The sequence below is a fragment of the Caballeronia calidae genome (assembly GCF_900044055.2).
In the GTDB taxonomy this organism is placed as follows: domain Bacteria; phylum Pseudomonadota; class Gammaproteobacteria; order Burkholderiales; family Burkholderiaceae; genus Caballeronia; species Caballeronia calidae.
In genome coordinates this window covers 12,618-34,740 of the sequence record NZ_FCOX02000067.1, presented here as the reverse complement: position 1 = coordinate 34,740, position 22,123 = coordinate 12,618, and the positions used below count along the sequence as shown (strand labels likewise).

Genomic DNA, 22,123 nt, shown 5'->3' with positions numbered 1-22,123 from the left:
TAGGCTGGGGATGGCTGTTTCTTTGGTTACTTTCTTTGCAGCAGCAAAGAAAGTGACTGCCGCCCCGCACAGGGGCAGTGCTAATAGACCGACGCGAAATTGGGATCCGGCGAAACCACACCCGTACCACCCCGCACCACCCACGTCACCCCGCCCCCGCCCCTCGCTTCCGATTCACAATCGCAGTCTCCGAAAGATCGACCTCGCGCATCAACTTGTTCAGAGTCTCATCATTGATGTGCTGAAGCGACCGCAGCTTCAACAATTCAGCACGTTCGGCCCGCAGCGCCGCCATCTTCAACCGCGTCTCCACCATCTCACTCTTCTTGGCAGCAGCCCGGGGCGCCTCATCATCGCCGAGCGAGGCGAGCCGCCGCCGATACATGCCCATCACTCGCGCCGTTGTATCGGCGCAGCGAGCCGACGCCGCCTCGTCCATCTGCTCGATCAGCACATCATGCGTATCGTCGATCGCGCGGATTGCCGCCTGCGCCGCGCGCCGACGCGCCATGCGCTCCTCCGACGCGTGCGGATTCTTCTCGCGCTCGATGCCTCGCAGCATCAGCGGCAACCCGACGACCGCGATCAGCAGCGACACCAGAATCACCGCCGACGCCACGAAGATCGCGACATCGCGCCCCGCGAGCGTCACCGGCAGCGACAGCACGCCCGCAAGCGTCACGGCGCCGCGCACGCCGCCGATCGTCGTCAGCGCGAGCGTGCGAAAGCCGGGCGCGGCGCTGTCGATGCCCTGCTTCGCCGTCTTGCGCGCGGCGACCCAGCGCAGCGAATACACCCAGACGAACCGCAGCGCGTAAAGCGCGACCAGCGTCGCGAACACATAGCCGATCAGCAGGCCGACCTGCGCGTTGCCGTCGTGATGCGCCTCGATCAACGCCTGCCCGATGATGTGCGGAAACTGCAGCCCGAGCAGGATGAACACCATGCCGTTGAAGACGAACTCGATCATCGTCCATGTGCTCGTCATGCGCACGCGCACCGCGCTCGGAATGCCTTCGCGCAGGCTTTGAATGTTCATCATCATGCCCGCCGACACCGCCGCCAGAATGCCCGAGCAGCCGACGTGCTCGGCCATCACGTACGACGCGAACGGAATCAGGATCGTCAGGATGACGCCCGCAGCCGGGTCGTCGTCTTCGGAGAATTTCAGCAGCCGCGACGGAATCTCCGTGACCGCCCAACTGATCGCCGCGCCGATCGCGAGCCCGCCCGCCGCGATGATGAAAAAGCTGATCGTCGCGTCGCGCATCGAGAACACGCCCGTCAGCGCCGCCGCGATCGCGAACTTCAGCGCGACGAGGCCCGACGCGTCGTTCATCAGCGCCTCGCCTTCCAGAATGTGCATCAGGTTCGCGGGAATGCGGTTGCGCCCGGCGATGCCCGTCAGCGCGACGGCATCGGTCGGCGAGAGCACGGCGGCGAGCGCGAACGCGACGGGCAGCGGCATCGTCGGAATCATCGCGTGAAGGAAGTAGCCGAGCACGCCGACGGTGATGAACACGAGCCCGAGCGCGAGCATCAGGATCGCGCGGCGCTGCATGTAAAGCTCCCGCTTCGGAATGCGCCAGCCGTCCGCGAACAGCAGCGGCGGAATGAACAGCAACATGAAGAGCTCGGGATCGAAGGTAACGTGCAATGCGAAGCCGGGCCACGCGAGGCATGCGCCGATCGCGATCTGGATGAGCGGCAGCGGCAGCTTGACCGGAAGCAGGCTCAGGCCGAATCCCGACAGCGCGACGGCCAGCAAAAGAATGAGGACGGTGAAAACGATTTCCATGTGTGCGATACAGCACGAGGGCGCACGACGCGCAGATGCGGCCGGCGCACGCGGCGTCTAGCATTTATTTCGATGAGCCGAAAGTTTAGCCCGTGCTCGCGATACGGTCAGAATCCGCGGCCTTCGGCTTTCGCACCGAGACGGTGCGCGTGCACGTGGAATCGCCTGTCGACGGTGCATGCGGCGCGTGAAAGCCCGATGAAACACGGCACGCTCTGCGCATGGAGCTTGCTTGATCGTCGGCACGGGACACTGAGACTCCCGACGAGATCATCGAGGGCGGTTCTATGAAAATGGTTTGGAACGGATCCGGCGCGGGTCCGCAGGGCATGAAGCAGCCGGGCGCGCTTCGCCGGGGCGTTCGGGCGGAGGCGTCGGCATGGTGATCGCAAACCCCGAGAAGACGACGATATCCGCGCGCAGCTTCGAGCTTGGCGTGACATCGGGATTCGACCGCTATTCGGTCGAGCACGGCGACTGGACGCTGTCGAGCGTCTTTCAGCCGGTGTTCAGCCTGTCGCACATGCGCGCGGTCGGCTATGAAGGACTCTTGCGCGCGCACGATTCGCTCGATCGCCCGGTGTCGCCGCTCGACGTGTTCGGGCAGGCATCGCGCGTCGGCGAAGCGCTGCAGATCGACCGGCTCGCGCAGGCGCTTCATCTCGAAAACTTCAAGATGCTCGGTGCGCAGACCGAATGGCTCTTTCTCAACGTGCATCCGGGCGCGCTGACCGAGCCGTATCACGCGGCGGCGCTGCTCGCGAATCTTAGGCGCCTCGATCTCGAGCCGCGCCGCGTCGTGCTCGAAGTGCTGGAGCAGAGCGCGGAGGATATCGAACGGCTCGCGCTCGCGGTGCAGCAGTTCCGTGATCACGGCTTTCTCATCGCCCTCGACGATTTCGGCGCGGGGCATACCAACATCGAACGGATCTGGCAGCTCGATCCGGATATCGTCAAGCTCGATCGCGTGATGCTGTCGCACGCCGGCCAGAACGTGCATGCGCCGTCGTCGGTGCGCACGATGAAGCAGCGGCAGAACATGGAGGCGGTGCTCTCGGGCATCGTGTCGCTGCTGCACGAGGCGGGCAAACTCGTGTTGATCGAAGGCGTCGAAACCGAGCACGAAGCGCAACTCGCGCTCGCGAGCGGCGCAGACTTCGTGCAGGGCTTTTTCTTCGCGCGGCCGCATCCGGGTCTTGCCGATAGCGTTCACGCCAGAGACGTGATCGGCGAGCTGACCGAGCGTTACCGCATGCAGACCGAAGCGCGCGAGCGGCGCGTCGCGACGCGGCTTCAGCCGTATATCCGCGCGTTCGAGCGCGCGGCCGAGCGGCTTGCGGCGGGCGAGCCGCTCGACGAGGTGTGCTGGAACTTCCTCGCGCTCGACAACGCCGCGCGCTGCTTCCTGCTCGATCAGAACGGCAGGCAGGCGGGCCGCAACGTCGTGCTGCGCGCGGACCGCGCCGCGCACGAGGCGCGCTTTCTGCCGCTCATCGACGCGCAGGGCGCGAACTGGCTGCGCCGCCCGTATTTCCGCGCCGCGCTCGGCGATCCCGAGCGCGTGCATGTGACGAAGCCGTATCTGTCGATCAACGAGGCGATGCCGTGCGTCACGCTGTCGGTCGAGACGCGCTCGCAAGGCAAGCGCTGCGTGCTGTGCGGCGACATCGACTGGCTTCCCGACGAAGACGCGGAATGACTATTTCGCGACGACCACCGGAATGCCCTTCAGCGACGACGCGCCCTTCATCGTGTCGATGGCGGCGCGCACCGCATCGCCCGTCGCCGCTTCGATGCCGATGCGCGCGGCGACGTCGCGTTCGCTGCGCTTGACCATCGCGACGTTCGCGAGCTTCACGTGACCGTAGCCGCGCACTTTCTCGAACAGCGCGGCGAGCGCTTTAACCTCGCCCGCATTGCCGGCGTCTAGCTTCGAAAGCGCGCGCGTCATCGTGATTTCGAAATCGTCGGCGAGCTGGCGCTCCATGCGGCGTTCGAGCGTCTTGCCGAAGACATCGAGCGCGGTGCCGCGCAGCGCGCGGAACTTCGCGAGGCCGCCGAGCACGGGCCACATCCACTGGCCGAAGGTTTTCTTCTTCGGCACGCCGCCGTGTGAAAGCACGGGCGGCGCGAAGTTGAACTTCACGGTATAGCTCTCGCCAGCCGTGCCTTCGAACTGCGCGCCGAGCGCGGCGCGGAACGCCGGGTCCGCGTGCAGGCGCGCGACTTCGTACTCGTCCTTCACGGCGAGCAGCTTGTAGAACGAGATCGCGGTGGCGCGCGCGATGGCTTCGTTGCCGGCCGCCGCGTTCACCAGCTTGCGATAGCGCGCGACATACTTCGAGCCGCCATAAGCCAGCAGACGTTCCTCGCGATCGCGGATCAGCTCGGGCAAGGACATCTGCTCCATCGTGACGTGCCTGGCGAGCACTTGCGCCGTCAACGCTTCGAGCGCGGCCATGTCCGAAGCCGCGAGACGGCCGATCGAAAACGCGAGCTTGTTCGCCGCGATCGCCACATTGTTCAGCTCGATCGCGCGCATCAACGCGGCGAGCGACAGCGGCACGAGGCCGAGCTGCCACGCGAAGCCGAGCATCAGAATGTTCGCGCCGATGGTGTCGCCGAGAAAGCGCTGGGCGAGCGCCTGCGCGTCGCAACTGCGCATCGCGTCGTGCGCGCCGGGGCCGGCCGCGTGGCGCATCTTGTCGAGCAGTGCATCGGCGTGAAGGTTCGCTTCGGGGTTCTGCACGAAGCTCGCATTCGGAATCGCGTGCGTGTTCACGACGATCTTCGTGCGATCGTGCCGCACCGTCTGCAGCGCTTCCGGGCTCGCGCCGACGACCATGTCGCACGCGAGCAGCAAATCGGCCTGCTGCGTGTCGATACGCACCTGATTGAGCAGCGCATCCGTCGCGGCGAAGCGCACGAACGACAGCACCGAGCCGCCTTTCTGCGCGAAGCCCATGAAATCGAGCACCGACGCGCTCTTGCCTTCCAGATGCGCCGCCATGCTGATGAGCGCGCCGACCGTCACGACGCCCGTTCCGCCGACGCCCGTCACGAGAATGTCGTACGGCGCCGCGTCGAGCTGGCCTTGCGGCAACGGCAGCGCATCGACGCGGCGCGCGAGCTCGGCGGGATCGAACGCGTGGCCTTCGGCTTTCTTCAGCTTCGCGCCTTCGACGGTGACGAAGCTCGGGCAGAAGCCGTTCACGCACGAATAGTCCTTGTTGCACGACGACTGATCGATGCGGCGCTTTCTTCCCAGTTCCGTCTCGACCGGCTCGACGGACAGGCAATTCGACTGCACGCCGCAATCGCCGCAGCCTTCGCAGACGGCTTCGTTGATGAAGAGGCGCTTGTCCGGATCGGGAAACTCGCCTTTCTTGCGGCGGCGGCGCTTTTCGGCGGCGCACGTCTGATCGTAGATGAGCACGGTGACGCCGGGCGTGTCGCGCAGACGGCGCTGCACGTCGTCGAGTTCGCCGCGATGATGGAACGTCGTGCCGCGCGGAAACTGGTCTTCGTGCCCGATGTACTTTTCCGGCTCGTCGCTCACGACGACGAGCAGCGCAATGCCTTCCGCTTCCACCTGCCGCGCGATCTGCGGCACCGAAATGCTGCCGTCGACAGGCTGGCCGCCCGTCATCGCGACGGCATCGTTATAGAGAATCTTGTACGTGATGTTCGCCTTCGCGGCCACGGCCTGACGAATCGCGAGAATGCCGGAATGGAAGTACGTGCCGTCGCCGAGATTCTGGAAGACGTGCGGAGTTTTCGTGAACATCGAGTGCGATGCCCAGTCCACGCCTTCGCCGCCCATCTGAATCAGGCCGGTCGTGTCGCGCTCCATCCACGACGCCATGAAGTGGCAGCCGATGCCCGCCTGCGCGACCGAGCCCTCCGGCACCTTCGTCGACGTGTTGTGCGGGCAGCCCGAGCAGAAGTAGGGCGTGCGCTTCACGGCATCGGCGACATTCGAGAGGATTTGCGGCGCGACGAGATCGACCACCTTGTCGCGGCGATCGAGCGCGGGCTTGTGACGCGCGAGCCATTGCGCGAACACCGGCAGCACGCGCGACGGACGCAGTTCGCCGAGCGCGGACAGAAGCTGCGCGCCGTCGCGCGCGTTCTTGCCGATCACGACGGGCCGCGCGCCATCGACGCGGTTGTACAGATGATCCTTGATCTGCTGCTCGATGACCGGCCCTTTCTCCTCGATCACCAGCACTTCGCTCAAGCCTTCGACGAAGGTTTCCAGCCGCGTCGTTTCCAGCGGATACGACAGCCCGACCTTGTAGATGCGCACGCCGGCGGCATCGAGATCATCGACGGTGAGGTCGAGGCGGCGCAGAGCTTCCATCAGATCGAGATGCGCCTTGCCGCAGGTCACGATGCCCACGTTCGCGCGCGGACTCGGCGCGATCCACTTGTCGATGCTGTTCGCGCGCGCGAAGTGGCGCACGGCGTCGATCTTTGCGGCGAGACGCGCTTCGATCGTCAGGCTCGGCAGATCGGGCCAGCGGTTGTGCAGGCCGCCGGGCGGCGGCGTGAAACCTTCGGGCGCTTTCCAGTCGGTGCGGATGGCGTCGAGATCGACGGTCGAGCCGGATTCCACCGTCTCCGAGATCGCCTTGAAGCCGACCCACGCGCCCGAGAAGCGCGACAGCGCCCAGCCGTAGACGCCGAACTCCAGCATGTCCGCGACGTTCGACGGATTCACCACCGGCATGTGCCAGGAGATCATCGTCTGATCGCTCTGATGCGGCATCGACGACGACACGCAGCCGTGGTCATCGCCCGCGACGACGAGCACGCCGCCATGCGGCGACGAGCCGTATGCGTTGCCGTGCTTGAGCGCATCGCCCGCGCGGTCGACGCCCGGGCCCTTGCCGTACCACATCGCGAACACGCCATCGACGGTGCGTTCCGCATCCGATTCCACGCGCTGCGTGCCGAGCACGGCGGTGCCGCCGAGTTCCTCGTTGATCGCGGGCAGGAAGCGCACGTCATGCGACGCGAGCAATTTCTTCGCCTTCCACAATTGCTGATCGACCATGCCGAGCGGCGAGCCGCGATAGCCGCTGATGAAACCGGCGGTATTCAGATTCGCGGCGCGGTCGAGCTCGCGCTGCATCAGCACGAGGCGCACGAGCGCCTGCGTGCCGGTCAGGAAGATGCGGCCTTTGGTGGCGCTCAGGTTGTCGCTCAGTTGATAGTCCGACAGCGCGGGAGGAAAGAAGGCATCGGCGGGGACGCGTGCGTTCAATTGAATCTCCAAATTTGTTATGTGAGGCAATGCGACATTCTTTGCCGACAAATGCGGAATGTTTTTGCGCACTCGTCGTGATTCGCCCCGCATCGAGAAACAACGCCGTCTTTTTCGAGATGAGCGAGATGAATTTTCTCCATCGGGCGCGGCTCCGCGTAAACCCGAAGCGATCCGCTGCGCGATTTGCACGAATTTGGGACTAACCTGAATGCCTCGAAAGCCAACGAAAACGACGACGCCGATGAAGCTCTTCTACTGGCCGAAGACGCGCGCCTTTCGCGCGCTGTGGATGCTCGAGGAAATGCGCGTGCCGTATCAGCTCGAGTTCGTGAATATCCGCGCCGGGGCGCAGAACGATCCGAACTTCTGCCGCATCAATCCGATGTCGAAGCTGCCCGCGCTGGAAGACGGCAGCGTGCGCGTGGCCGAATCGGGCGCGGTGCTGCTCTATCTCGCGGACCGGTATCCGGAAACCGCGCTCGGCGTGCCGATGCACGATCCGTCGCGCGGCCGCTTTCTGCAATGGATGTTTTTCACCGGCTCGTGCCTCGAACCCGCGATGGCCGAGCGCATGGCCGGTCTGCAAGGCAACACCGTGAGCTTCGGATGGGGCGATCTCGGGCGCGTCGAGCATGCGATCGAAAACGCGCTGGAGGAAGGGCCGTGGCTGCTCGGCGACCAGTTCACCGCCGCCGATATTCTCGCGGCGAGCACGCTGCAGATCGCGTTCATCGCCAAACTGATCGAGCCGCAGGGCGTGCTGTTCGATTACGTCGAGCGCTCGCTCGCGCGTGAAGGCTACGAGCGCGCGTCAGCCATCGATCATCGCGAGGCCGAGCGGCTCGGAATCGGGCACCACGCGGGCGTCGTGCACATCGCGGACGAGTCGCAGCCGTAGCGCGAAGATCAGGGGAACGCGCGCGGCTTCGGAATCCCGGCGCCGGCTTCGATATCCGACACCGCGCGCCGATGCGCAAGATCGACGGCCTCGGCCTTGTCGGCGAGACCGCCGTCGCCACCGACGGTCGTCCACGTTTGCACGGCCTTGTCGTGATGGCGGATCTCGTACTCCGCGTCCCAGCGCGAACCCGCGAGCTCGACCGGTCGCACGTGGATCGCGTAGACGCCGTAAAGGAAGATCTGCTCCGGCATGATGTCCTCCGATGCAGCGGGAAAGCGCCGCAGAACGAAGTGAGGTGAAGCGAAGTGCGCCACGCGCCGACGTGGCCGCCTGGCTACAGTTCGATTTCCCCGAGAATGCGGTGCGCGAGCGCGCGCGCTTCGTTGAGCGCTTCTTCCTCGTTCTCCGACACGGCTTCCACTTCGTAGAGCGTCGCATCGGTATCCTCGCCGTCGTCGCGAGCGAGCGAGACGAGACCCTGGTACTTGCCGCCGTCGATGGCGCGTATGCCGATCGTCGCGGTATAGATGCCTTTCGTGTAGGTGGTGTCTTCCATGATGGATTCGCCTCCAGGCAAGGACGAACCCATGCTAGCACGCTGATATGTAACGCGTGCGACGGTCATTCCAGCAATTCTTCGACCTCTTCCAGCGAGGGCGAATGCGCGCCGGAATGACGGCATGCCGCCGCGCCCGCCGCGAGCGCGAACTTCAGGTGATCGGGCCACTCGCCGTGACGCGCCATGAGGCTGTAGAGCAATCCGCCGATCGACGCATCGCCCGCGCCGACCGTATCCGCCACTTCGACGCTCGGCGGGCGCGCGCTGAATTGCTCGTCGCCGGCATAGAGCGTGGCTTGTGCCGAGCCGCGCGTGACGAGAACGGTGGCTTGCGGATTCATCGAACGGATTTTCGAGAGCGCATCCGCTTCGGGCATGCCCTTGAACAGCATGTGCAGATCTTCGTCCGATACCTTGATGAGATCCGCGAGGCTCGCCATGTTGCGCAGAATCGGCTCGTAGCCGTGCTCCATCAGATTGCGATAGTTCGGGTCGAAGCTGATCTTCACGCCGTGCTCGCGCAACTGGCGGGCGAGCGCGGCGAGCGTCGCACCGAGCGGCTGGCGCACGAGGCTGATGCAGCCGAAATGCGCCCACTTCACGCGCTCCATCCAGCCTTGCGGCAGCCGCGACGGATCGAACGCGAGATCCGCGCCGTTCTCGCCCATGAAGTAGTAGGTCGGCGGCTGGGTCTTGTGGACGATGGCGAGCAGCGGCGGCCGCTCGACGCGCTGCATGAAGCGCATGTCGAGGCCTGAGGCGACGCTCGCTTCCCAAAGGTCGTCGGAGAAATTGTCCACGCCCAGCGAACCGGCGCAGGCCGTCGGCAGGCCGAGACGCGCGACCGCGCGCGCGACGTTCCAGCCCGCGCCGCCCGGACGCGAGAGCCAGCTCGACACGTCCGTGCGAATCATGTCAGTGAGGATGTCGCCGGCGGAGACGAATTGCGGGAAGGTGGTTTGCTCGCTTGCCATGCTTGTCACCGTTGAGGTCATCGTTGAATCGGGGACGGTCCGAGCGCGTTCAGCACTTCATAGCACGCGCCCATCGTGTGATAGTCGGTCTTCCCGGCGGGACTTTTTTCGTCGCCGTACTTGCGGTTGTCGCACGTGAGAATGCGATACCACGCGCCGTATTCGTGATCGACGAAGTGCTGCCAGCTATAGCGCCAAAGCTCGTCGTAGCAGTCCCAGAAGCGTTCGCGTCCCGTGCGCGCGCCGAGCAGCGCCGCCGCCGCGAAGCTTTCCGCCTGCACCCAGAAGTATTTGTCGTGATCGCAGATGGTGTCGTCGGGTCCGAAGCCGTAGTAGAGGCCGCCATGACGGCTGTCCCACGCGCGGTTGAAACCGGCGTCGAACAGTTCGACGGCGCGCGGCGCGAGCCACGGCAGCGCGCGATGCCGCTCGAGAATCAGCAAGAGCTTCGCCCACTCGGTCTGATGCCCCGGCTGAAAGCCCCACGGACGGAAGATGTTCGAGCTGTCCGATTCGTTGTAATGCCAGTCCACCGACCAGTCGCGGTGAAAGTGCTCCCACACGAGCCCGTTCGACAGCTTCGCCTGCCGCAGCGTGATGTTGCCCGCGATCTTTTCGGCGCGATCCAGATAGATGACGTGGCCGGTCGCTTCGTACGCGGCGAGCAGCGCTTCGGTCGCGTGCATGTTCGCGTTCTGCCCGCGATAGTCCGAAAGCTGCCAGTCAGCCGTGGCTTCGTCGGCGTAGAGACCGGCGCCGGCGTCCCAGAAACGCTTTTCCATCAGCGCGAAGGTTTCGTCGATCATCGGCTTCGCTTCGTCGATGCCGGCCATCGCCGCATGCGCGCACGCGAGCAGCACGAACGCCGTGCCGTAGCAATGGCGCGTGCCGTCGAGCGTGCGCTTCTGTCCGTCGAGCCACTCGATTTCCCAGTCGTAGCCTTCGTTCGTGGCGTCCCAGTGCGCGTCGCGCAGAAATTTGAAAGCGTGGCGCGCGTCGTCCTGATAGCCGGCGTCGCCGAAATGCCGGTACGCCATCGCGTAATTGAAGACGAAGCGCGTGCTGCTGACGAGATGGCGCGTCGTGCGGTCGTAGACGCTGCCGTCGTCCTTGAAGAAATGAAAGAAGCCGCCGGACGGATCGCGCGCGGTCGGCGCGTAGAACGCGAGCGTGTCGCGCACGTGCGAGAGCAGGAAGTCGCGGCTGCGGAAATCGATCGCGCGATCTGCTGGCGCTGCTTCGACGATGGCAGGTGAGGCGGTCATGTTCATGGCGTGCTGATGTCCTGTTTCGTGCCCGAACTCGCGCGAGGAACGAAATTGACGGCGACGAGCGTGTCGGCCTGGCTCGGCGGGCTCGATGGATCTTCCAACAGCAACTCGACGCCGCGGCGCCCGAGCGCTTCCTTGTCGACGGTCACGGTCGAGAGCGGCGGCGTGCTTTGCGCGGCGGCCGGAATGTCGTCGAAACCGACGAACGCGATGTCGTCCGGTACGCGCAACCCGTGCGCGAGACAGACGCGCATCGCGGCGAGGGCCGCTGCATCGTTATAGGCGAAAACGGCGTCGGGCAGCGGACTGGATTGCATGCGCGCGTCGGCGATCAGGCGTTCCATGGCGTCGGCGGCGGCGAGATCGGCGGGCAGGCCCGGCTGCGTCACGATTTCGAGCGTCGGATCGAAGAGCAGGCCGGCGTCGAAATACGCCTTGCGATAGCCGAGCGCGCGCTGCGCGATGCTGTAATGCGCCAGCGAGCCGCCGATGAAGGCGATACGCCGCCGCCCTTGGGCAAACAGATGCTGCATCGCGAGCGACGCGCCTTTCACGTTGTCGATATTGACTGAACGGAAACCCGGCGCGCGCAGGTCGATGAGCACGGTAGGCCGCGCGAGCGAATGCAGGTGCGCGAGCAGCTCCGGCTCGACGAAGCCCGCCACCGCGATGGCGTCGGGCGCATGCAGACGCATTTGCTGCGCGAGATCGTGAGTCGGCCCGGCGGTGAGCACGGACGGCACGAGGCGCCGTTCGCGGCACGCTTCCTCGAAGCCGTTCAGCACGTGCGAAAAGAATGGGCTGACGGCGAAATTGTTGTGCTGCCGATGCAGCAGAAAAGTCACGCGACGAATGCGCGTGCGCAACTGTCCCGAGTCGTAGCCGAGCTGCTGCGCGACTTCGACGATGCGCACGCGTGTTGCCTCGGACAAGCCCGGTTGATTCTTGAGCGCGCGCGACACCGTCCCGATCGAGACGCTTGCCGCACGCGCGACATCGCGAATGGTGGTGGCCATCGTGGTGGTCTCTGTCTCCGCCTGGTTCCGGCTATTCGTCTGACGGGCGCTGTGTTTATCGCGCCTGCCGAGTTCGCTTGTTCGAGGCGATTGTATAGTAAAACAGCCGAAAAGCCGCGCGGAAAGCCTCAGAGAAAACCAGTAGATGCTTGTCTAATATGACATTTCTTGCGATTTGTTTGTTTAGTAAAAAATCGCAAAACACTACGCCACCGTTTCGCGATCGTGAATGGATCGCTTGTCCGCCGTCCACACGTCGAGGACCAGATCGTCGTCCCAGTAATGGCACAGCACCGGCATGCTCATGCGGCCGCGCAACTTCGCGTGAACCTCGTCGCCGTTTTGCTCCCAGCCTTCGATCGGCCTGCGCCAATGACACGCGACGACCGCGCCGTCGGGCGACAAAGTCTGGTGAATGTGCTCGACGATATGCCAAAGCTGAGGTTCGTCAAGGTAGTAACCGATTTCGCTGATCACGACGAGATCGAACTTGCCGCTCGGCCAGACATCAGGCAGCAGCATCTGTTGGACTTTCACATTGGGACACTGAGCGACGCGCTGGCGCGTGAGCGCGACGGCATCCTCGGCGATGTCCGTCGCGACGAGTTCGTCGCAGCGCGGCGCGAGCAGCGCGGTCAGCTCGCCGTTGCCGCAGCCGGGCTCGTAGGCGCGCGTGTAACGCTCGTGTGGAAGCGACGCGAGCATGAGCGCGCGCTTGCGCCGCTCATACCAGCGCTGCCTGATTTTCCAGGGATCTTCATTTTCTCGATACAGACTATCGAAGTACTGCTGAGCGTTTCTGTTCGTGTTGTTCATATGAGTACGACTTCGAAAGGCCGAGTCAGCCTGGCCAGCACATGCTCTGGCAGTACTGGCGCCTGGCCGGTCGCGGCGTCGGGTTCGAGTTGGCTTCGGAAAGCTTCTACGGCCCGGAGTTTTCGGGCATGCGTCGCGCCGTCGAGGATGATGCGACGGGCACGGCTCCATGGCACGCGCGTATCATCAGGCGAGGCCCAGTGCCATGTCCAGAGCGGCACTTCGACGCATGGCAGTTCGAGCGCCTCTGCCGCGAAATGAACGGCGCGCCCGGCTGCCTCGTGATCGGGGTGTCCATCATAGCGCCACGTCGTGAAGACGATATCCGCCTCCTGAAGATATCTGGATAGCAATCCTGATAAGTTCGATTCGATGCGCCGGGGATCGCCATCCTGCAGACCGAGCCTGACCACCTGCACCTGGCGCAGATGCAAGCGCTGCAGCGCGGCGCGCGTTTCCTGCGGACGCACGCGTGCAAGGCGCTCCGGGGGCCATTCGGGAGAATGCGGGTGGCTCGCGGTGCCGTCCGTCACGGCGATGATGAGTATGTTCCGGCTGATCTGCGAGAGACGGGCGAGCAGCCCTCCGGTGCCGAGCACTTCGTCGTCGGGGTGTGGCGCAACTACGACAGCCCGGCCGCCGAACGGCACCAGTTCGGCGGGCTCGACCTCGGGCAGCGCATTGAGGCGCGCCCATCCCTGCCACGCCGCTTCGGGTGTGCCTTCGCCCAGGATCGCGCGGTCGATGGCCGTTTGTTCTGTCGGCCCTCGCGTGCTCACACTTGCCATGAAGTCGATTCCTCCTCGATGACGCGCTCGGCCAGCGACGCTTCGTCGCGCTCCGCGTGGCTTTGTCGAATGAATACCGGCAGATCGGCCATGAGTTGGGCGAAATGCGCGTCGCGGCAGAGCGGGCCCGCGCCCAGCGCACGGCCCGCGCGCTCGACGACGAGGGCGGCCGCATGCTCCGCCGCGAGCCGTGCGCGCATAACGTGCGTCATCGCATCGGCGTGCGGCTCGCGGTCAATGAACGCGGCCGTCTCGCGCAGCAAGGCGGCCGTGGCGCACAGCGTCGTGTCGATGGCGCCGAGATGTGCGAGCTTGTGCGGGCCCGCGCGATGTCTTGCGTCGCGTGCGACGAACGCCGCGATGGCCGCCGCCGCGCCAAACCAGCACGCGGCGATCCCCGCGCCGCCCTGCCAGAAACCGGGACGTTCCAGATACCCGCGCGGCGGCCCGATCAGCCGCGCGGGCACGTGCTCGAAACGCACATCGACGCTCGCGCTCGCGTGCATGCCCACTGCGTGCCAGCCGGCATCGGTGATCTGCACGCCTTGCTGTTTCAAGTCGACGGCGGCAAGCACCGGTTCGTCACGTTCGTTCCAGGCCGTCACCAGCGCGTGCGTGACCGACGCCGCACCGGAGCACCACGCCTTCGTGCCGTGGAGCAGCACGCCGTGCGTATCGATGCCGCGCAGCGCCGACAGCCGCGCGTTCGGTGGCTCGGCGGCCCACACGGCCCACGCGCTGTTCTCGTTCTGCCGATCGGCATCGAGCTCGGCGAGGATCGCGAGGGCATCGGTATGGCCTTCGTACAGCTTGACGAGCGACAGGTCGAACGCGGCCACCGCGCCGAGCGCGCGCCAACGCTCGGAGGTGTTGCCACGGCCCGGCAAGGGCAGGCGGTCCAGGCCCGCCGCGATCAGTGCGTGCAGCGCGCGCCCTGTGTCCGGCGCGTTGCCGCGCTGAAACTGAAGCTCGCCGAGAAAGCCGCGCAGGGCGGAAGCTGTCGCCTGTGGTTCGACGTCGTTCATTTCTTCTTCCGCGATGGATGGCTGGCGGGATGTGTCCGCATGGTTCGTCCTATGTCCGTTTCTGCACGGTTCTGAACGATAGTGTGGCAAGGCACATGCCCGGGCGCCATTCGGCCCAATGGCATAGGCCGAAGCGTCGGACGTGTAGCAGCGTGCGTCCGAAATTCGATGCGAGTAGTCAGATTTTCTGGCTTATGCCATTCGGCCGAATCGACGCCGGCGCGCGGCCGGGATCAAATGGCGAAAAGGCCGCGCATGGCGGCCTTCATTGGAGAGGAGGAAAAGCGACGATGAAGCAGCCGATGCCGCTCGCGAGGAAGCGCGAGTCAGCGGCGCGCCGGAGCGCCGACATTCTTGCCTTCGCGCGCAGGTTCGGGCGCGGTCTTGCGCGCACCCCAGCGCTGCGCGAGCACGGCGCAGACCATGAGCTGGATCTGATGGAACAGCATGAGCGGCAGCACGACCGCGCCCACCGCGTGCGACGCGAAGATTACCTTCGCCATGGGGATGCCCGAGGCGAGGCTCTTCTTCGACCCGCAGAAGATGATCGTGATCTGGTCCGCGCGGGAAAAGCCGAGGCGCTTCGCCGTGAACGCGGTGAGGAACAGCGCGGCTGCCAGCAGCAGGATATTGACCGCGAGCAGGCCGGCGAGCGTCGAGAGCGAGATCGAATGCCAGATGCCTTCGTTCACGGCCTCGCTGAATGCCACGTACACCACGAGCAGAATCGAGCCCTGATCGACGAACTTGAGCATCGCGCGGTGCTTGTCGATCCATTTGCCGATAGCCGGCCGCAACAGTTGCCCGGCAATGAACGGCACGAGCAGTTGCAGCGTGATGTTGCCGACCGTATGCCACGGCGATCCGGTCGTCGCGCCGTGATTGCTCACGACGAGCCCGACGAGCGCCGGCGTGATGAAAATGCCGAGCAGGCTCGACGCGGACGCGCTGCACACGGCCGCGGGCACATTGCCCTTCGCCATCGACGTGAACGCGATCGACGATTGCACCGTGGATGGCAGCGTGCAAAGGAACAGGATGCCGGTGTAGAGCGCGGGCGTGACGAGCGGCGTGAGCACCGGCTTCAGAACGACGCCGAGCAGCGGGAACAGCGCGAACGTGCTCAAAAGGACGATGAGATGCAGCCGCCAATGCGTCGCGCCGGCAACGATCGCCTCGCGCGAAAGTTTAGCGCCATGCAGGAAGAACAGCAGGCCGATGGCGATATCGGTGATCCAGTTGAATGCCACCGCCACGCCGCCGCGGCAGGGCAAGACGCTCGCAATGATGACAGTGCCGACGAGCGCCAGCGTGAAGTTATCGGGAAGAAATTTGGGCCGTGCCATTCAGAGAGTCTCGAGCGTGGTCATGCCGAGCGTGCCCGGCGTCTTCAGCGTCAAGTCAGGAAAACCATGATTCTCGCTTGTGCGCGATTGAATTGGCAAATTCATTTACACGATCCATTGATTACCGACGCGCATGAAAGCGAGCGTTCTGCCGGCGAACCGGAGCCGTGGGAGCAACAATCGGGCCGCGCGCAGGCCGCTTTGGCCGCCCTTCGCAATCGTCTGTCCAGCATGTTTTTACATCATATGATTGGTCGTCCGAAACGGTCGCAGAGGGCGAAAAACTCTGACGTAACATGGTGTTACAACCATCGAGCAGGCATAACACTTTTTGGCTCGACTGCCGTCGCGACGCGAAATAAATTGTTGGATACACCGGTTGGCGGGTTTTTGCATCAATTCGATGTCATGACCCGGATGTTCCGACTACGGCCGGTTGTCCGCATGGAACGTTAGCTTGTGCTTTCGACGCCTCGGACGAGAATAGGGTCGGACGTAGGCAGTTTCGACATGGCGCTCACTGGCTTTCGCAAGACGACTCGGCTTTTCGCATCCGCTGCGCTCGGCGCACTGGCGGTGGCCGGTTCGCTCGCGCTTGCGGGGCCCCGCGCCGAGTGGCTGTCGTCGGCGGTGTTCAGCGACTCCGCCACCAGCAGGCAATCGTTGCACTACACGCCTGTCGCCGCGAAAGACGGTTTGACGCCCGTGAGCGCCGAGGTTCGTCCGGTTCCGCGCGCCGAACAGGGCGTTCCCATGCGCGCTTCGGGTTCCATCCGCGCCGATATCACGCGCTACAACGAAGAGCGCAGCCTCCCGCGCCCGCCCGGGCGCCCGTCGGACGATGGCCGCGCGCCGGCCAACGGCAATTACCGCAACTGATCTTTCCGCCTCGATAGCAACGGACGCCCTTCTGCGCCACCTTCCGCGCGGAACGCAAATCCATTGGCGCGTCTAGTTCCGCTGTCACGATGACGTAATCTCGCCACAGTTACGCATCGATTTTCTCTCCGATATTTCGCTCTTTTTTCCGCGCGCGGACAATGCGCCCTGCGCGGGTAAATCACATTCTTCTTTTATTTCAAGTGCCTTTCGGCGCCCGCAAAAGCGCGCCCAGACTCGCTGCGCGCCGCGCGGATCATCGCACCGTCAGCCGCGCGTGCGAAATGAGGCGGGCTGTCCTGTATTCGAGGCCGGCCAGAAGTATTCGAACCGCTATACCCGCAATAACCAAAAACATTTTTGACCGGAAAAATGGTCCGTAAAGATGGTGCCGCTCCACACGCGATGCCTCTCTCGCCCATCTACCCATGCGGTCAGACGAGGCGAGTGCAACGCTCCTCGCCCGCCAAGCTTTCAATTTTCGACAAAGTCAGGAGAGTTCATGAAGTCAACCGTCAACCGTGCGCCGAAGACTACGGTGAAAGCAACGGTAAAGGCCACCGCAGTTGCCGCAGCGATGCTGGGCCTCTTCGCCGCGGGGGCGGCACACGCGCAGTCGAGCGTTTCGCTTTACGGTCAGGTCGACGAATGGGTCGGCGCGCAGAAATTCCCCGGCGGCGATCGCGCATGGAACGTGAGCGGCGGCGGCATGTCGACCTCGTACTGGGGCATGAAGGGTGCCGAGGATCTGGGCGGCGGCTACAAGGCCATCTTCACGTTGGAAAGCTTCTTCCGCGCGCAGAACGGCCAGTACGGACGCTTCCAGGGCGACACCTTCTTCGCGCGTAATGCGTACGTTGGCATTCAAGGTCCGATCGGCACGTTCACGGCGGGCCGCCTGACCACGCAACTCTTCGTCTCGACGATTCTCTTCAATCCGTTCGTCGATTCCTACGTCTTCTCGCCGATGGTCTACCACGTGTTCCTCGGCCAGGGCACGTTCCCGACGTACACGACGGATCAGGGCGTGGTCGGCGATTCGGGCTGGAACAACTCGGTGCAGTACACGTCGCCGGACTTCAACGGGCTGTCGGGCAGCGCGATGTACTCGTTCGGCAACAACGCGGGCGATGGCCGCTCGAAGAAGTGGAGCGCGCAGTTCCTGTACTTCCACGGCCCGTTCGCGGCGACCGGCGTCTACCAGTACGTGAACTTCAACAACACGCCGGGCGACCTCACCAACTTCGTGCCGGGCTACAAGAGCCAGAGCGTCGCGCAACTGGGCGCATCGTACGACCTGAAGTACGTCAAGTTTTTCGCGCAGTACATGTACACCAAGAACGACATCGAGCCGACTTCGTTCCACGTCAACACCGGACAAGGCGGCGTGACCGTGCCGCTCGGCCCGGGCACGGTGATGGCGTCGTACGCGTACTCGCGCAGCAACGGCGGCCTCGACCAGACGCACAAGAGCTGGGCGGTCGGCTACGACTATCCGCTCTCGAAGCGCACCGACGTCTACGCCGCGTACCTGAACGACAAGTACACGAGCATGTCGACGGGCGATACCTTCGGCGTCGGCCTCCGCGCGAAGTTCTAAACGCGTCGAAGCATCGAAGCGTCAAGCGAAAACACCGCGCACTCGCGCGGTGTTTTCGTTTCTGCCGCCGGAAAAAATCAGCGGATCGCGAGCCGCGCCTTCGCGTCGTCGTACTCGCGCTTCAGGCGTTGCACCAGCTCGGCGACGCTCGGCACGTCCTCCATTAGCCCGACGCCTTGCCCCGCGCCCCAGATTTCCTTCCACGCCTTCGCCTTGCTCGTGCCTTCGGCGAAATTCATCGCGTTCTTGTCGGAGACGGGCAGCGCATCGGGATCGAGGCCGGCTCTGACGATGCTCTCGCGAATGTAATTGCCGTGCACGCCGGTGAAGAGATTCGTGTAGATGATGTCCGCGGCGTTGGCATCGATGATCGCGCGCTTGTAGTCTTCGAGCGCGTGCGCTTCCTTCGTCGCGATGAAGCGCGTGCCCATGTAGGCGAGGTCTGCGCCCATGGCCTGCGCGGCGAGAATGGAGCCGCCGTTGGCGATCGCGCCGGACAGCACGATAGGGCCGTCGAAGATGCGCCGCACTTCGCCGACGAGCGCGAACGGCGAGGTCGTGCCCGCGTGTCCGCCCGCGCCCGCCGCGACGAGAATGAGGCCGTCGACGCCCGCTTCGAGCGCCTTCTGCGCGTGACGCAGATTGATGACGTCGTGCAGCACGATGCCGCCGTACGAATGCACGGCGTCGATCATCTCCCTGACGGGCGCGCGCAGGCTCGTGATGAAAATCGGCACCTTGTGCTCGACACACACGCGCACATCCTGTTCGAGCCGCGCATTGGACTGGTGCACGATCTGATTCACGGCGATCGGCCCGATGACCGCATCGGGGTTCGCCGTCTTGTGCTCCGCGAGCGATGCCTGGATCTGCGTGAGCCATTCGTCGAGCAATTCGGCGGGGCGCGCGTTCAGCGCCGGAAACGAGCCGACGACGCCCGCCTTGCACTGCGCGAGCACGAGCTCCGGATAACTGACGATGAACATCGGCGAGCCGACGACAGGCAACGCGAGGTGCTGCAGGATGGCGGGCAGGGCCATGGCAGGTATCTCCTGAATGTGTCCGGGCAGCGTGGAATGATTCTACGGGCGTCGCTAGCGGACAGGCGCGTATCGATCATTTTGCGGAAAGCGGGCGCGCCGGACTAGCGAACGATCGTTCGATTATAGCCGCGACACAGTTTTTCACACACCCGCCATTTCCCGAATAAGTCTTCGGTTTCCATGCTTCGAGGCCCGCCGGCGCATGAGCAAACGGGCGCCCGCGCCTACAATGGTCCGCAACGCCACGAACAAGAAAACATCATGTCTTTCGGAGACTACGAGCCGTTTCGCGTCGATGCAGCGGGTGTGGAGATCGTCGGAATGAAAGGGGGAGACGGGCCGCCGCTCCTGCTGCTGCACGGTCACCCGCAGACACACGAGATCTGGCACAAGTGCGCGGGCGATCTCGCGCGGCACTTCACGGTGATCGCAACCGATCTGCGCGGCTACGGCGCATCCGGCAAGCCGGCGAGCGACGAGCGTCATACGCCGTATTCGAAGCGCGCGATGGCCGCGGATCAGGTCGCGGTGATGCGGCACTTCGGATTCGAGCGCTTTCTCGTCTGCGCGCACGATCGCGGCGCGCGCGTCGCGCATCGCATGGCGATGGACTTTCCCGATGCCGTCGACCGCCTGATGCTGCTCGATATCGCGCCGACGCTCGCGATGTACGAAGCCACCGACCGCGCATTCGCGACCGCGTACTTCCACTGGTTCTTCCTGATTCAGCCGACGCCGCTGCCCGAGTTGCTGATCGGCGGCAATCCGAATGCATATATCGATCGCGTGATGGGCAATCGTCACGCGGGCCTCGCGCCATTCGCGCCACACGCGTTGCAGGCGTATCGCGATGCGCTGGCATCGCCCGGCGCGATCTTCGCGATGTGCGAGGACTACCGCGCATCGGCGGGCATCGACCTTGAACACGATCGCGCCGATCTCGAACGCGGGCTGAAGGTCGCGTGCCCGTTGCGCGTGCTGTGGGGACAAGAAGGCGTGATCGAACGATGCTTCGATGCGCTCGAGGAATGGCGGCGCGTCGCGCGCGATGTAAGCGGCCGCGCGCTGCCGTGCGGGCATTACATTCCCGAGGAACAGCCCGACATGCTGCTCGCGGAAATGCTCGCCTTCTTCGAGGCCGATGCGCCCTGAAAGCCGCGCCGGTCGTGGTTCTTACGCCGTTTCAGGTGGCCGTTAAAATTTTGTAGGGAAAGCACCGATGCACGTGAAATAGTGTCGCGATACGATACTTCGGACGTTGATCACGTCCATATGATTCGCCGCTTGCCGTAGCTGACAAGCGGCTTTCTTTTTTTTGTGCGCCCGGTTCGATCAGGCCGCCGACACGGTCGCGCCGCTCACCTGCACGGAGCCGCCGCGCGCCAGTTCCCCGACGAGGTTTTCGATGAGCCCCCGACGCTCGCCCGATGGCGCGAGCGCATCGGCGGCGGCGCGCATCGCGCGGGCTTGCGTGGTCATCGTGACGAGCGCATCGAGCGTCATCGCGCGCACTTCCATCAGCTTGAAGACGATCAGCACCTTGAGCGCGTTCTTCGCGTTGCGCGCGGGATCGGCACGCAGATAGTCGAGCCGCGACGAAGCGACGTCGAGCGCGCGCGCGACGTCCGTGAACGGCGCGCCGTGGCCGGGAATCACGACATCGACGTCGAGCTTCGCAATCAGATCGAGCACCGCGCGTTCTTCCGCGAAGCCGCTGTCGCCTTCGAGCTCGGGAAAGATCACGCCGAAGCCGTTTTCCCACAACGCGTCGGCGCTGACGAGCACGCGCGTCTCCGGGCAGTGAAGCATCAGCGAATGCGGATCGTGGCCCGGCGCGCCGAGCACGTTCCAGTCGAAGCCGCCGAGCGTGAGCGTTGCGCCGTTTTCGATCGTGCCCGTGAAGCCGAAGCGATCGCAGCGCTGGCCGGTCGCGCGGAACGTGAGCGCTTCCTCGTCCCAGTCGCGCACGGCGTGCGCTTCGCTTGCGGGAATCAGCGTGTCGCACGCGTACGTCTGTTGAAGGAGCGCATTGCCGCCGCAATGATCCGAATGCAGATGCGTATTGACGATCAGATCGAGCGTGCGCGCGCCGAGCCTCTGCTTCACGAGCGCGAGCGTCTGCGGCGCATGCGACGCGTAGCCCGTATCGACGATCGCCGTGCCTTCAGCGCTTCTGAAGAGCACATTGTTCGACGAGAGCCAGCCGCGCTCGAACACCGTCATCGAATCACGAAGCGCTTGAGGCAGCACGTTCACGTCGCGGTCTCCTTCGGCATCACGACGATGGTCGCCGTCGCCTTCATCACCGGCTCGCCGAGCTGATTGCTCGCGCCGCCTTCGAGCTTCACGAGATCGCCGCCGAGGCTCGCCTTCCATTTCGCTTCGATCACGCGCCAGCGCATCGTGAGCACGTCGTTCGCCTTCACCGCGCGGGTCAGCTTGATGCCGAATTCGAGGCCGAGCGGCTGCGCATATTGCGAGAAATGCGTCGCGAGCATTGCCATCAGATGCGCGGTCGGCTGCGTGCCCGATGCGATCAGCGTGCCGAAGCGGCTCGCGCGCGCATACGCGTCGTCGTGATGCAGCGGGTTGAGATCGTCGACGAGCGTCGCGAAGTGTTTGATCGAATCGGGCGGCAGCGCGAGCGTCGCTTCGAACGATTCGCCGATCGTCACGACGCGCGCGCCCTGACGCCGGCTCTCGACGCGCGCGAGCACCGCGCGCTTCTCGTCATCGTCACAGGACGCCCACGCGGCGATTTCGTCGATGGTGCGAAAGCAGCCGTCGCAGAAGCCGGTGTCCGGATTCATGCTGCACACGTCGACGCACGGCGAT

The 22,123-nt window shown here is 64.6% G+C and carries 20 protein-coding genes; 6 read left to right on the top strand and 14 right to left on the bottom strand.

What is annotated here, in order from left to right; all coding sequences use genetic code 11:
- Positions 1–145: 145 nt before the first annotated feature.
- Positions 146–1,798, bottom strand: a complete 1,653-nt coding sequence (locus AWB78_RS34875) for a Na+/H+ antiporter (RefSeq protein ID WP_062611173.1) — start codon at positions 1,796–1,798, stop codon at positions 146–148.
- A 379-nt stretch (positions 1,799–2,177) separates the two neighbouring features.
- On the opposite strand from AWB78_RS34875, the gene AWB78_RS34870 reads away from it, so the two are divergent.
- Positions 2,178–3,497, top strand: a complete 1,320-nt coding sequence (locus AWB78_RS34870) for an EAL domain-containing protein (RefSeq protein ID WP_062611172.1) — start codon at positions 2,178–2,180, stop codon at positions 3,495–3,497.
- Here AWB78_RS34870 and AWB78_RS34865 read toward each other — a convergent pair whose 3' ends face one another.
- A complete protein-coding gene (locus AWB78_RS34865; protein ID WP_062611171.1) occupies positions 3,498–7,067 on the bottom strand; it encodes an indolepyruvate ferredoxin oxidoreductase family protein in 3,570 nt (1,189 codons plus the stop codon). It lies immediately after the preceding gene.
- A 244-nt stretch (positions 7,068–7,311) separates the two neighbouring features.
- Here AWB78_RS34865 and AWB78_RS34860 point away from each other — a divergent pair, with 244 nt between their 5' ends.
- Positions 7,312–7,968 (top strand): glutathione S-transferase family protein, encoded by a 657-nt coding sequence (locus AWB78_RS34860; protein ID WP_062611170.1) that lies wholly within the window; start codon positions 7,312–7,314, stop codon positions 7,966–7,968.
- A gap of 8 nt (positions 7,969–7,976) precedes the next feature.
- Here the strand turns inward: AWB78_RS34860 and AWB78_RS34855 are convergent, their stop codons facing one another.
- The 9 genes from AWB78_RS34855 to AWB78_RS34815 all read right to left on the bottom strand — a co-directional run bounded on the left by AWB78_RS34855 (position 7,977) and on the right by AWB78_RS34815 (position 15,766).
- On the bottom strand, positions 7,977–8,222 hold the full coding sequence (locus tag AWB78_RS34855; protein WP_062611179.1) for a hypothetical protein: 246 nt from the start codon (positions 8,220–8,222) through the stop codon (positions 7,977–7,979).
- Between the two features lie 83 nt (positions 8,223–8,305).
- Positions 8,306–8,527, bottom strand: coding sequence for a hypothetical protein (locus AWB78_RS34850; RefSeq protein ID WP_062611169.1), 222 nt, complete (start codon positions 8,525–8,527; stop codon positions 8,306–8,308).
- Between the two features lie 65 nt (positions 8,528–8,592).
- The gene (locus AWB78_RS34845) at positions 8,593–9,504 is read right to left on the bottom strand and encodes a carbohydrate kinase family protein (RefSeq protein WP_062611168.1); all 912 of its coding nucleotides are present in this window, start codon (positions 9,502–9,504) and stop codon (positions 8,593–8,595) included.
- A 17-nt stretch (positions 9,505–9,521) separates the two neighbouring features.
- Positions 9,522–10,775, bottom strand: a complete 1,254-nt coding sequence (locus AWB78_RS34840; protein ID WP_062611167.1) for an AGE family epimerase/isomerase — start codon at positions 10,773–10,775, stop codon at positions 9,522–9,524.
- Positions 10,772–11,791: a LacI family DNA-binding transcriptional regulator gene (locus tag AWB78_RS34835; RefSeq protein WP_062611166.1), complete on the bottom strand. Its 1,020-nt coding sequence runs from the start codon at positions 11,789–11,791 to the stop codon at positions 10,772–10,774. The genes AWB78_RS34840 and AWB78_RS34835 overlap by 4 nt, the downstream gene beginning before the upstream one ends.
- A 204-nt stretch (positions 11,792–11,995) precedes the next feature.
- Positions 11,996–12,607 (bottom strand): class I SAM-dependent methyltransferase, encoded by a 612-nt coding sequence (locus AWB78_RS34830; RefSeq protein ID WP_062611165.1) that lies wholly within the window; start codon positions 12,605–12,607, stop codon positions 11,996–11,998.
- A complete protein-coding gene (locus AWB78_RS34825; RefSeq protein WP_062611164.1) occupies positions 12,604–13,395 on the bottom strand; it encodes a PIG-L deacetylase family protein in 792 nt (263 codons plus the stop codon). Before AWB78_RS34825 ends, AWB78_RS34830 begins: the two co-directional genes overlap by 4 nt.
- Complete coding sequence (locus AWB78_RS34820; RefSeq protein WP_062611163.1) at positions 13,383–14,420, bottom strand: hypothetical protein; 1,038 nt, start codon at positions 14,418–14,420, stop codon at positions 13,383–13,385. Before AWB78_RS34820 ends, AWB78_RS34825 begins: the two co-directional genes overlap by 13 nt.
- 326 nt (positions 14,421–14,746) lie before the next feature.
- On the bottom strand, positions 14,747–15,766 hold the full coding sequence (locus AWB78_RS34815; protein WP_062611162.1) for a bile acid:sodium symporter family protein: 1,020 nt from the start codon (positions 15,764–15,766) through the stop codon (positions 14,747–14,749).
- 66 nt (positions 15,767–15,832) lie between these two features.
- Here AWB78_RS34815 and AWB78_RS47850 point away from each other — a divergent pair, with 66 nt between their 5' ends.
- The 3 genes from AWB78_RS47850 (at position 15,833) to AWB78_RS34805 (ending at position 18,245) form a co-directional block, all read left to right on the top strand.
- A complete protein-coding gene (locus AWB78_RS47850) occupies positions 15,833–16,222 on the top strand; it encodes a hypothetical protein (RefSeq protein WP_198399415.1) in 390 nt (129 codons plus the stop codon).
- Between the two features lie 54 nt (positions 16,223–16,276).
- Positions 16,277–16,645: a hypothetical protein gene (locus AWB78_RS34810; RefSeq protein ID WP_062611161.1), complete on the top strand. Its 369-nt coding sequence runs from the start codon at positions 16,277–16,279 to the stop codon at positions 16,643–16,645.
- Between the two features lie 502 nt (positions 16,646–17,147).
- Positions 17,148–18,245, top strand: a complete 1,098-nt coding sequence (locus AWB78_RS34805) for a porin (protein ID WP_062611160.1) — start codon at positions 17,148–17,150, stop codon at positions 18,243–18,245.
- A gap of 77 nt (positions 18,246–18,322) precedes the next feature.
- On the opposite strand, the gene AWB78_RS34800 is transcribed toward AWB78_RS34805, so the two are convergent.
- Complete coding sequence (locus AWB78_RS34800) at positions 18,323–19,285, bottom strand: NAD(P)H-dependent flavin oxidoreductase (protein WP_062611159.1); 963 nt, start codon at positions 19,283–19,285, stop codon at positions 18,323–18,325.
- A 264-nt stretch (positions 19,286–19,549) separates the two neighbouring features.
- On the opposite strand from AWB78_RS34800, the gene AWB78_RS34795 reads away from it, so the two are divergent.
- Entirely contained in the window at positions 19,550–20,440 is an 891-nt protein-coding gene (locus AWB78_RS34795; RefSeq protein ID WP_062611178.1) for an alpha/beta fold hydrolase, read from the top strand.
- 180 nt (positions 20,441–20,620) lie between these two features.
- On the opposite strand, the gene AWB78_RS34790 is transcribed toward AWB78_RS34795, so the two are convergent.
- The gene (locus AWB78_RS34790) at positions 20,621–21,511 is read right to left on the bottom strand and encodes an MBL fold metallo-hydrolase (protein ID WP_062611177.1); all 891 of its coding nucleotides are present in this window, start codon (positions 21,509–21,511) and stop codon (positions 20,621–20,623) included.
- 29 nt (positions 21,512–21,540) lie between these two features.
- Positions 21,541–22,098 (bottom strand): DUF1289 domain-containing protein, encoded by a 558-nt coding sequence (locus AWB78_RS34785; RefSeq protein ID WP_232478001.1) that lies wholly within the window; start codon positions 22,096–22,098, stop codon positions 21,541–21,543.
- Between the last annotated feature and the right edge of the window lie 25 nt (positions 22,099–22,123).

Bases quoted from the DNA above. Each gene is read 5' to 3' on its own strand.
- AWB78_RS34875 (WP_062611173.1), bottom strand. From the start codon at position 1,798: ATGGAAATCGTTTTCACCGTCCTCATTCTTTTGCTGGCCGTCGCGCTG.
- AWB78_RS34870 (WP_062611172.1), top strand. From the start codon at position 2,178: ATGGTGATCGCAAACCCCGAGAAGACGACGATATCCGCGCGCAGCTTC.
- AWB78_RS34860 (WP_062611170.1), top strand. From the start codon at position 7,312: ATGAAGCTCTTCTACTGGCCGAAGACGCGCGCCTTTCGCGCGCTGTGG.
- AWB78_RS34855 (WP_062611179.1), bottom strand. From the start codon at position 8,222: ATGCCGGAGCAGATCTTCCTTTACGGCGTCTACGCGATCCACGTGCGA.
- AWB78_RS34850 (WP_062611169.1), bottom strand. From the start codon at position 8,527: ATGGAAGACACCACCTACACGAAAGGCATCTATACCGCGACGATCGGC.
- AWB78_RS34845 (WP_062611168.1), bottom strand. From the start codon at position 9,504: ATGGCAAGCGAGCAAACCACCTTCCCGCAATTCGTCTCCGCCGGCGAC.
- AWB78_RS34840 (WP_062611167.1), bottom strand. From the start codon at position 10,775: ATGAACATGACCGCCTCACCTGCCATCGTCGAAGCAGCGCCAGCAGAT.
- AWB78_RS34835 (WP_062611166.1), bottom strand. From the start codon at position 11,791: ATGGCCACCACCATTCGCGATGTCGCGCGTGCGGCAAGCGTCTCGATC.
- AWB78_RS34830 (WP_062611165.1), bottom strand. From the start codon at position 12,607: ATGAACAACACGAACAGAAACGCTCAGCAGTACTTCGATAGTCTGTAT.
- AWB78_RS34825 (WP_062611164.1), bottom strand. From the start codon at position 13,395: ATGGCAAGTGTGAGCACGCGAGGGCCGACAGAACAAACGGCCATCGAC.
- AWB78_RS34820 (WP_062611163.1), bottom strand. From the start codon at position 14,420: ATGAACGACGTCGAACCACAGGCGACAGCTTCCGCCCTGCGCGGCTTT.
- AWB78_RS34815 (WP_062611162.1), bottom strand. From the start codon at position 15,766: ATGGCACGGCCCAAATTTCTTCCCGATAACTTCACGCTGGCGCTCGTC.
- AWB78_RS47850 (WP_198399415.1), top strand. From the start codon at position 15,833: ATGATTCTCGCTTGTGCGCGATTGAATTGGCAAATTCATTTACACGAT.
- AWB78_RS34810 (WP_062611161.1), top strand. From the start codon at position 16,277: ATGGCGCTCACTGGCTTTCGCAAGACGACTCGGCTTTTCGCATCCGCT.
- AWB78_RS34805 (WP_062611160.1), top strand. From the start codon at position 17,148: ATGAAGTCAACCGTCAACCGTGCGCCGAAGACTACGGTGAAAGCAACG.
- AWB78_RS34800 (WP_062611159.1), bottom strand. From the start codon at position 19,285: ATGGCCCTGCCCGCCATCCTGCAGCACCTCGCGTTGCCTGTCGTCGGC.
- AWB78_RS34795 (WP_062611178.1), top strand. From the start codon at position 19,550: ATGTCTTTCGGAGACTACGAGCCGTTTCGCGTCGATGCAGCGGGTGTG.
- AWB78_RS34790 (WP_062611177.1), bottom strand. From the start codon at position 21,511: ATGACGGTGTTCGAGCGCGGCTGGCTCTCGTCGAACAATGTGCTCTTC.
- AWB78_RS34785 (WP_232478001.1), bottom strand. From the start codon at position 22,098: ATGAATCCGGACACCGGCTTCTGCGACGGCTGCTTTCGCACCATCGAC.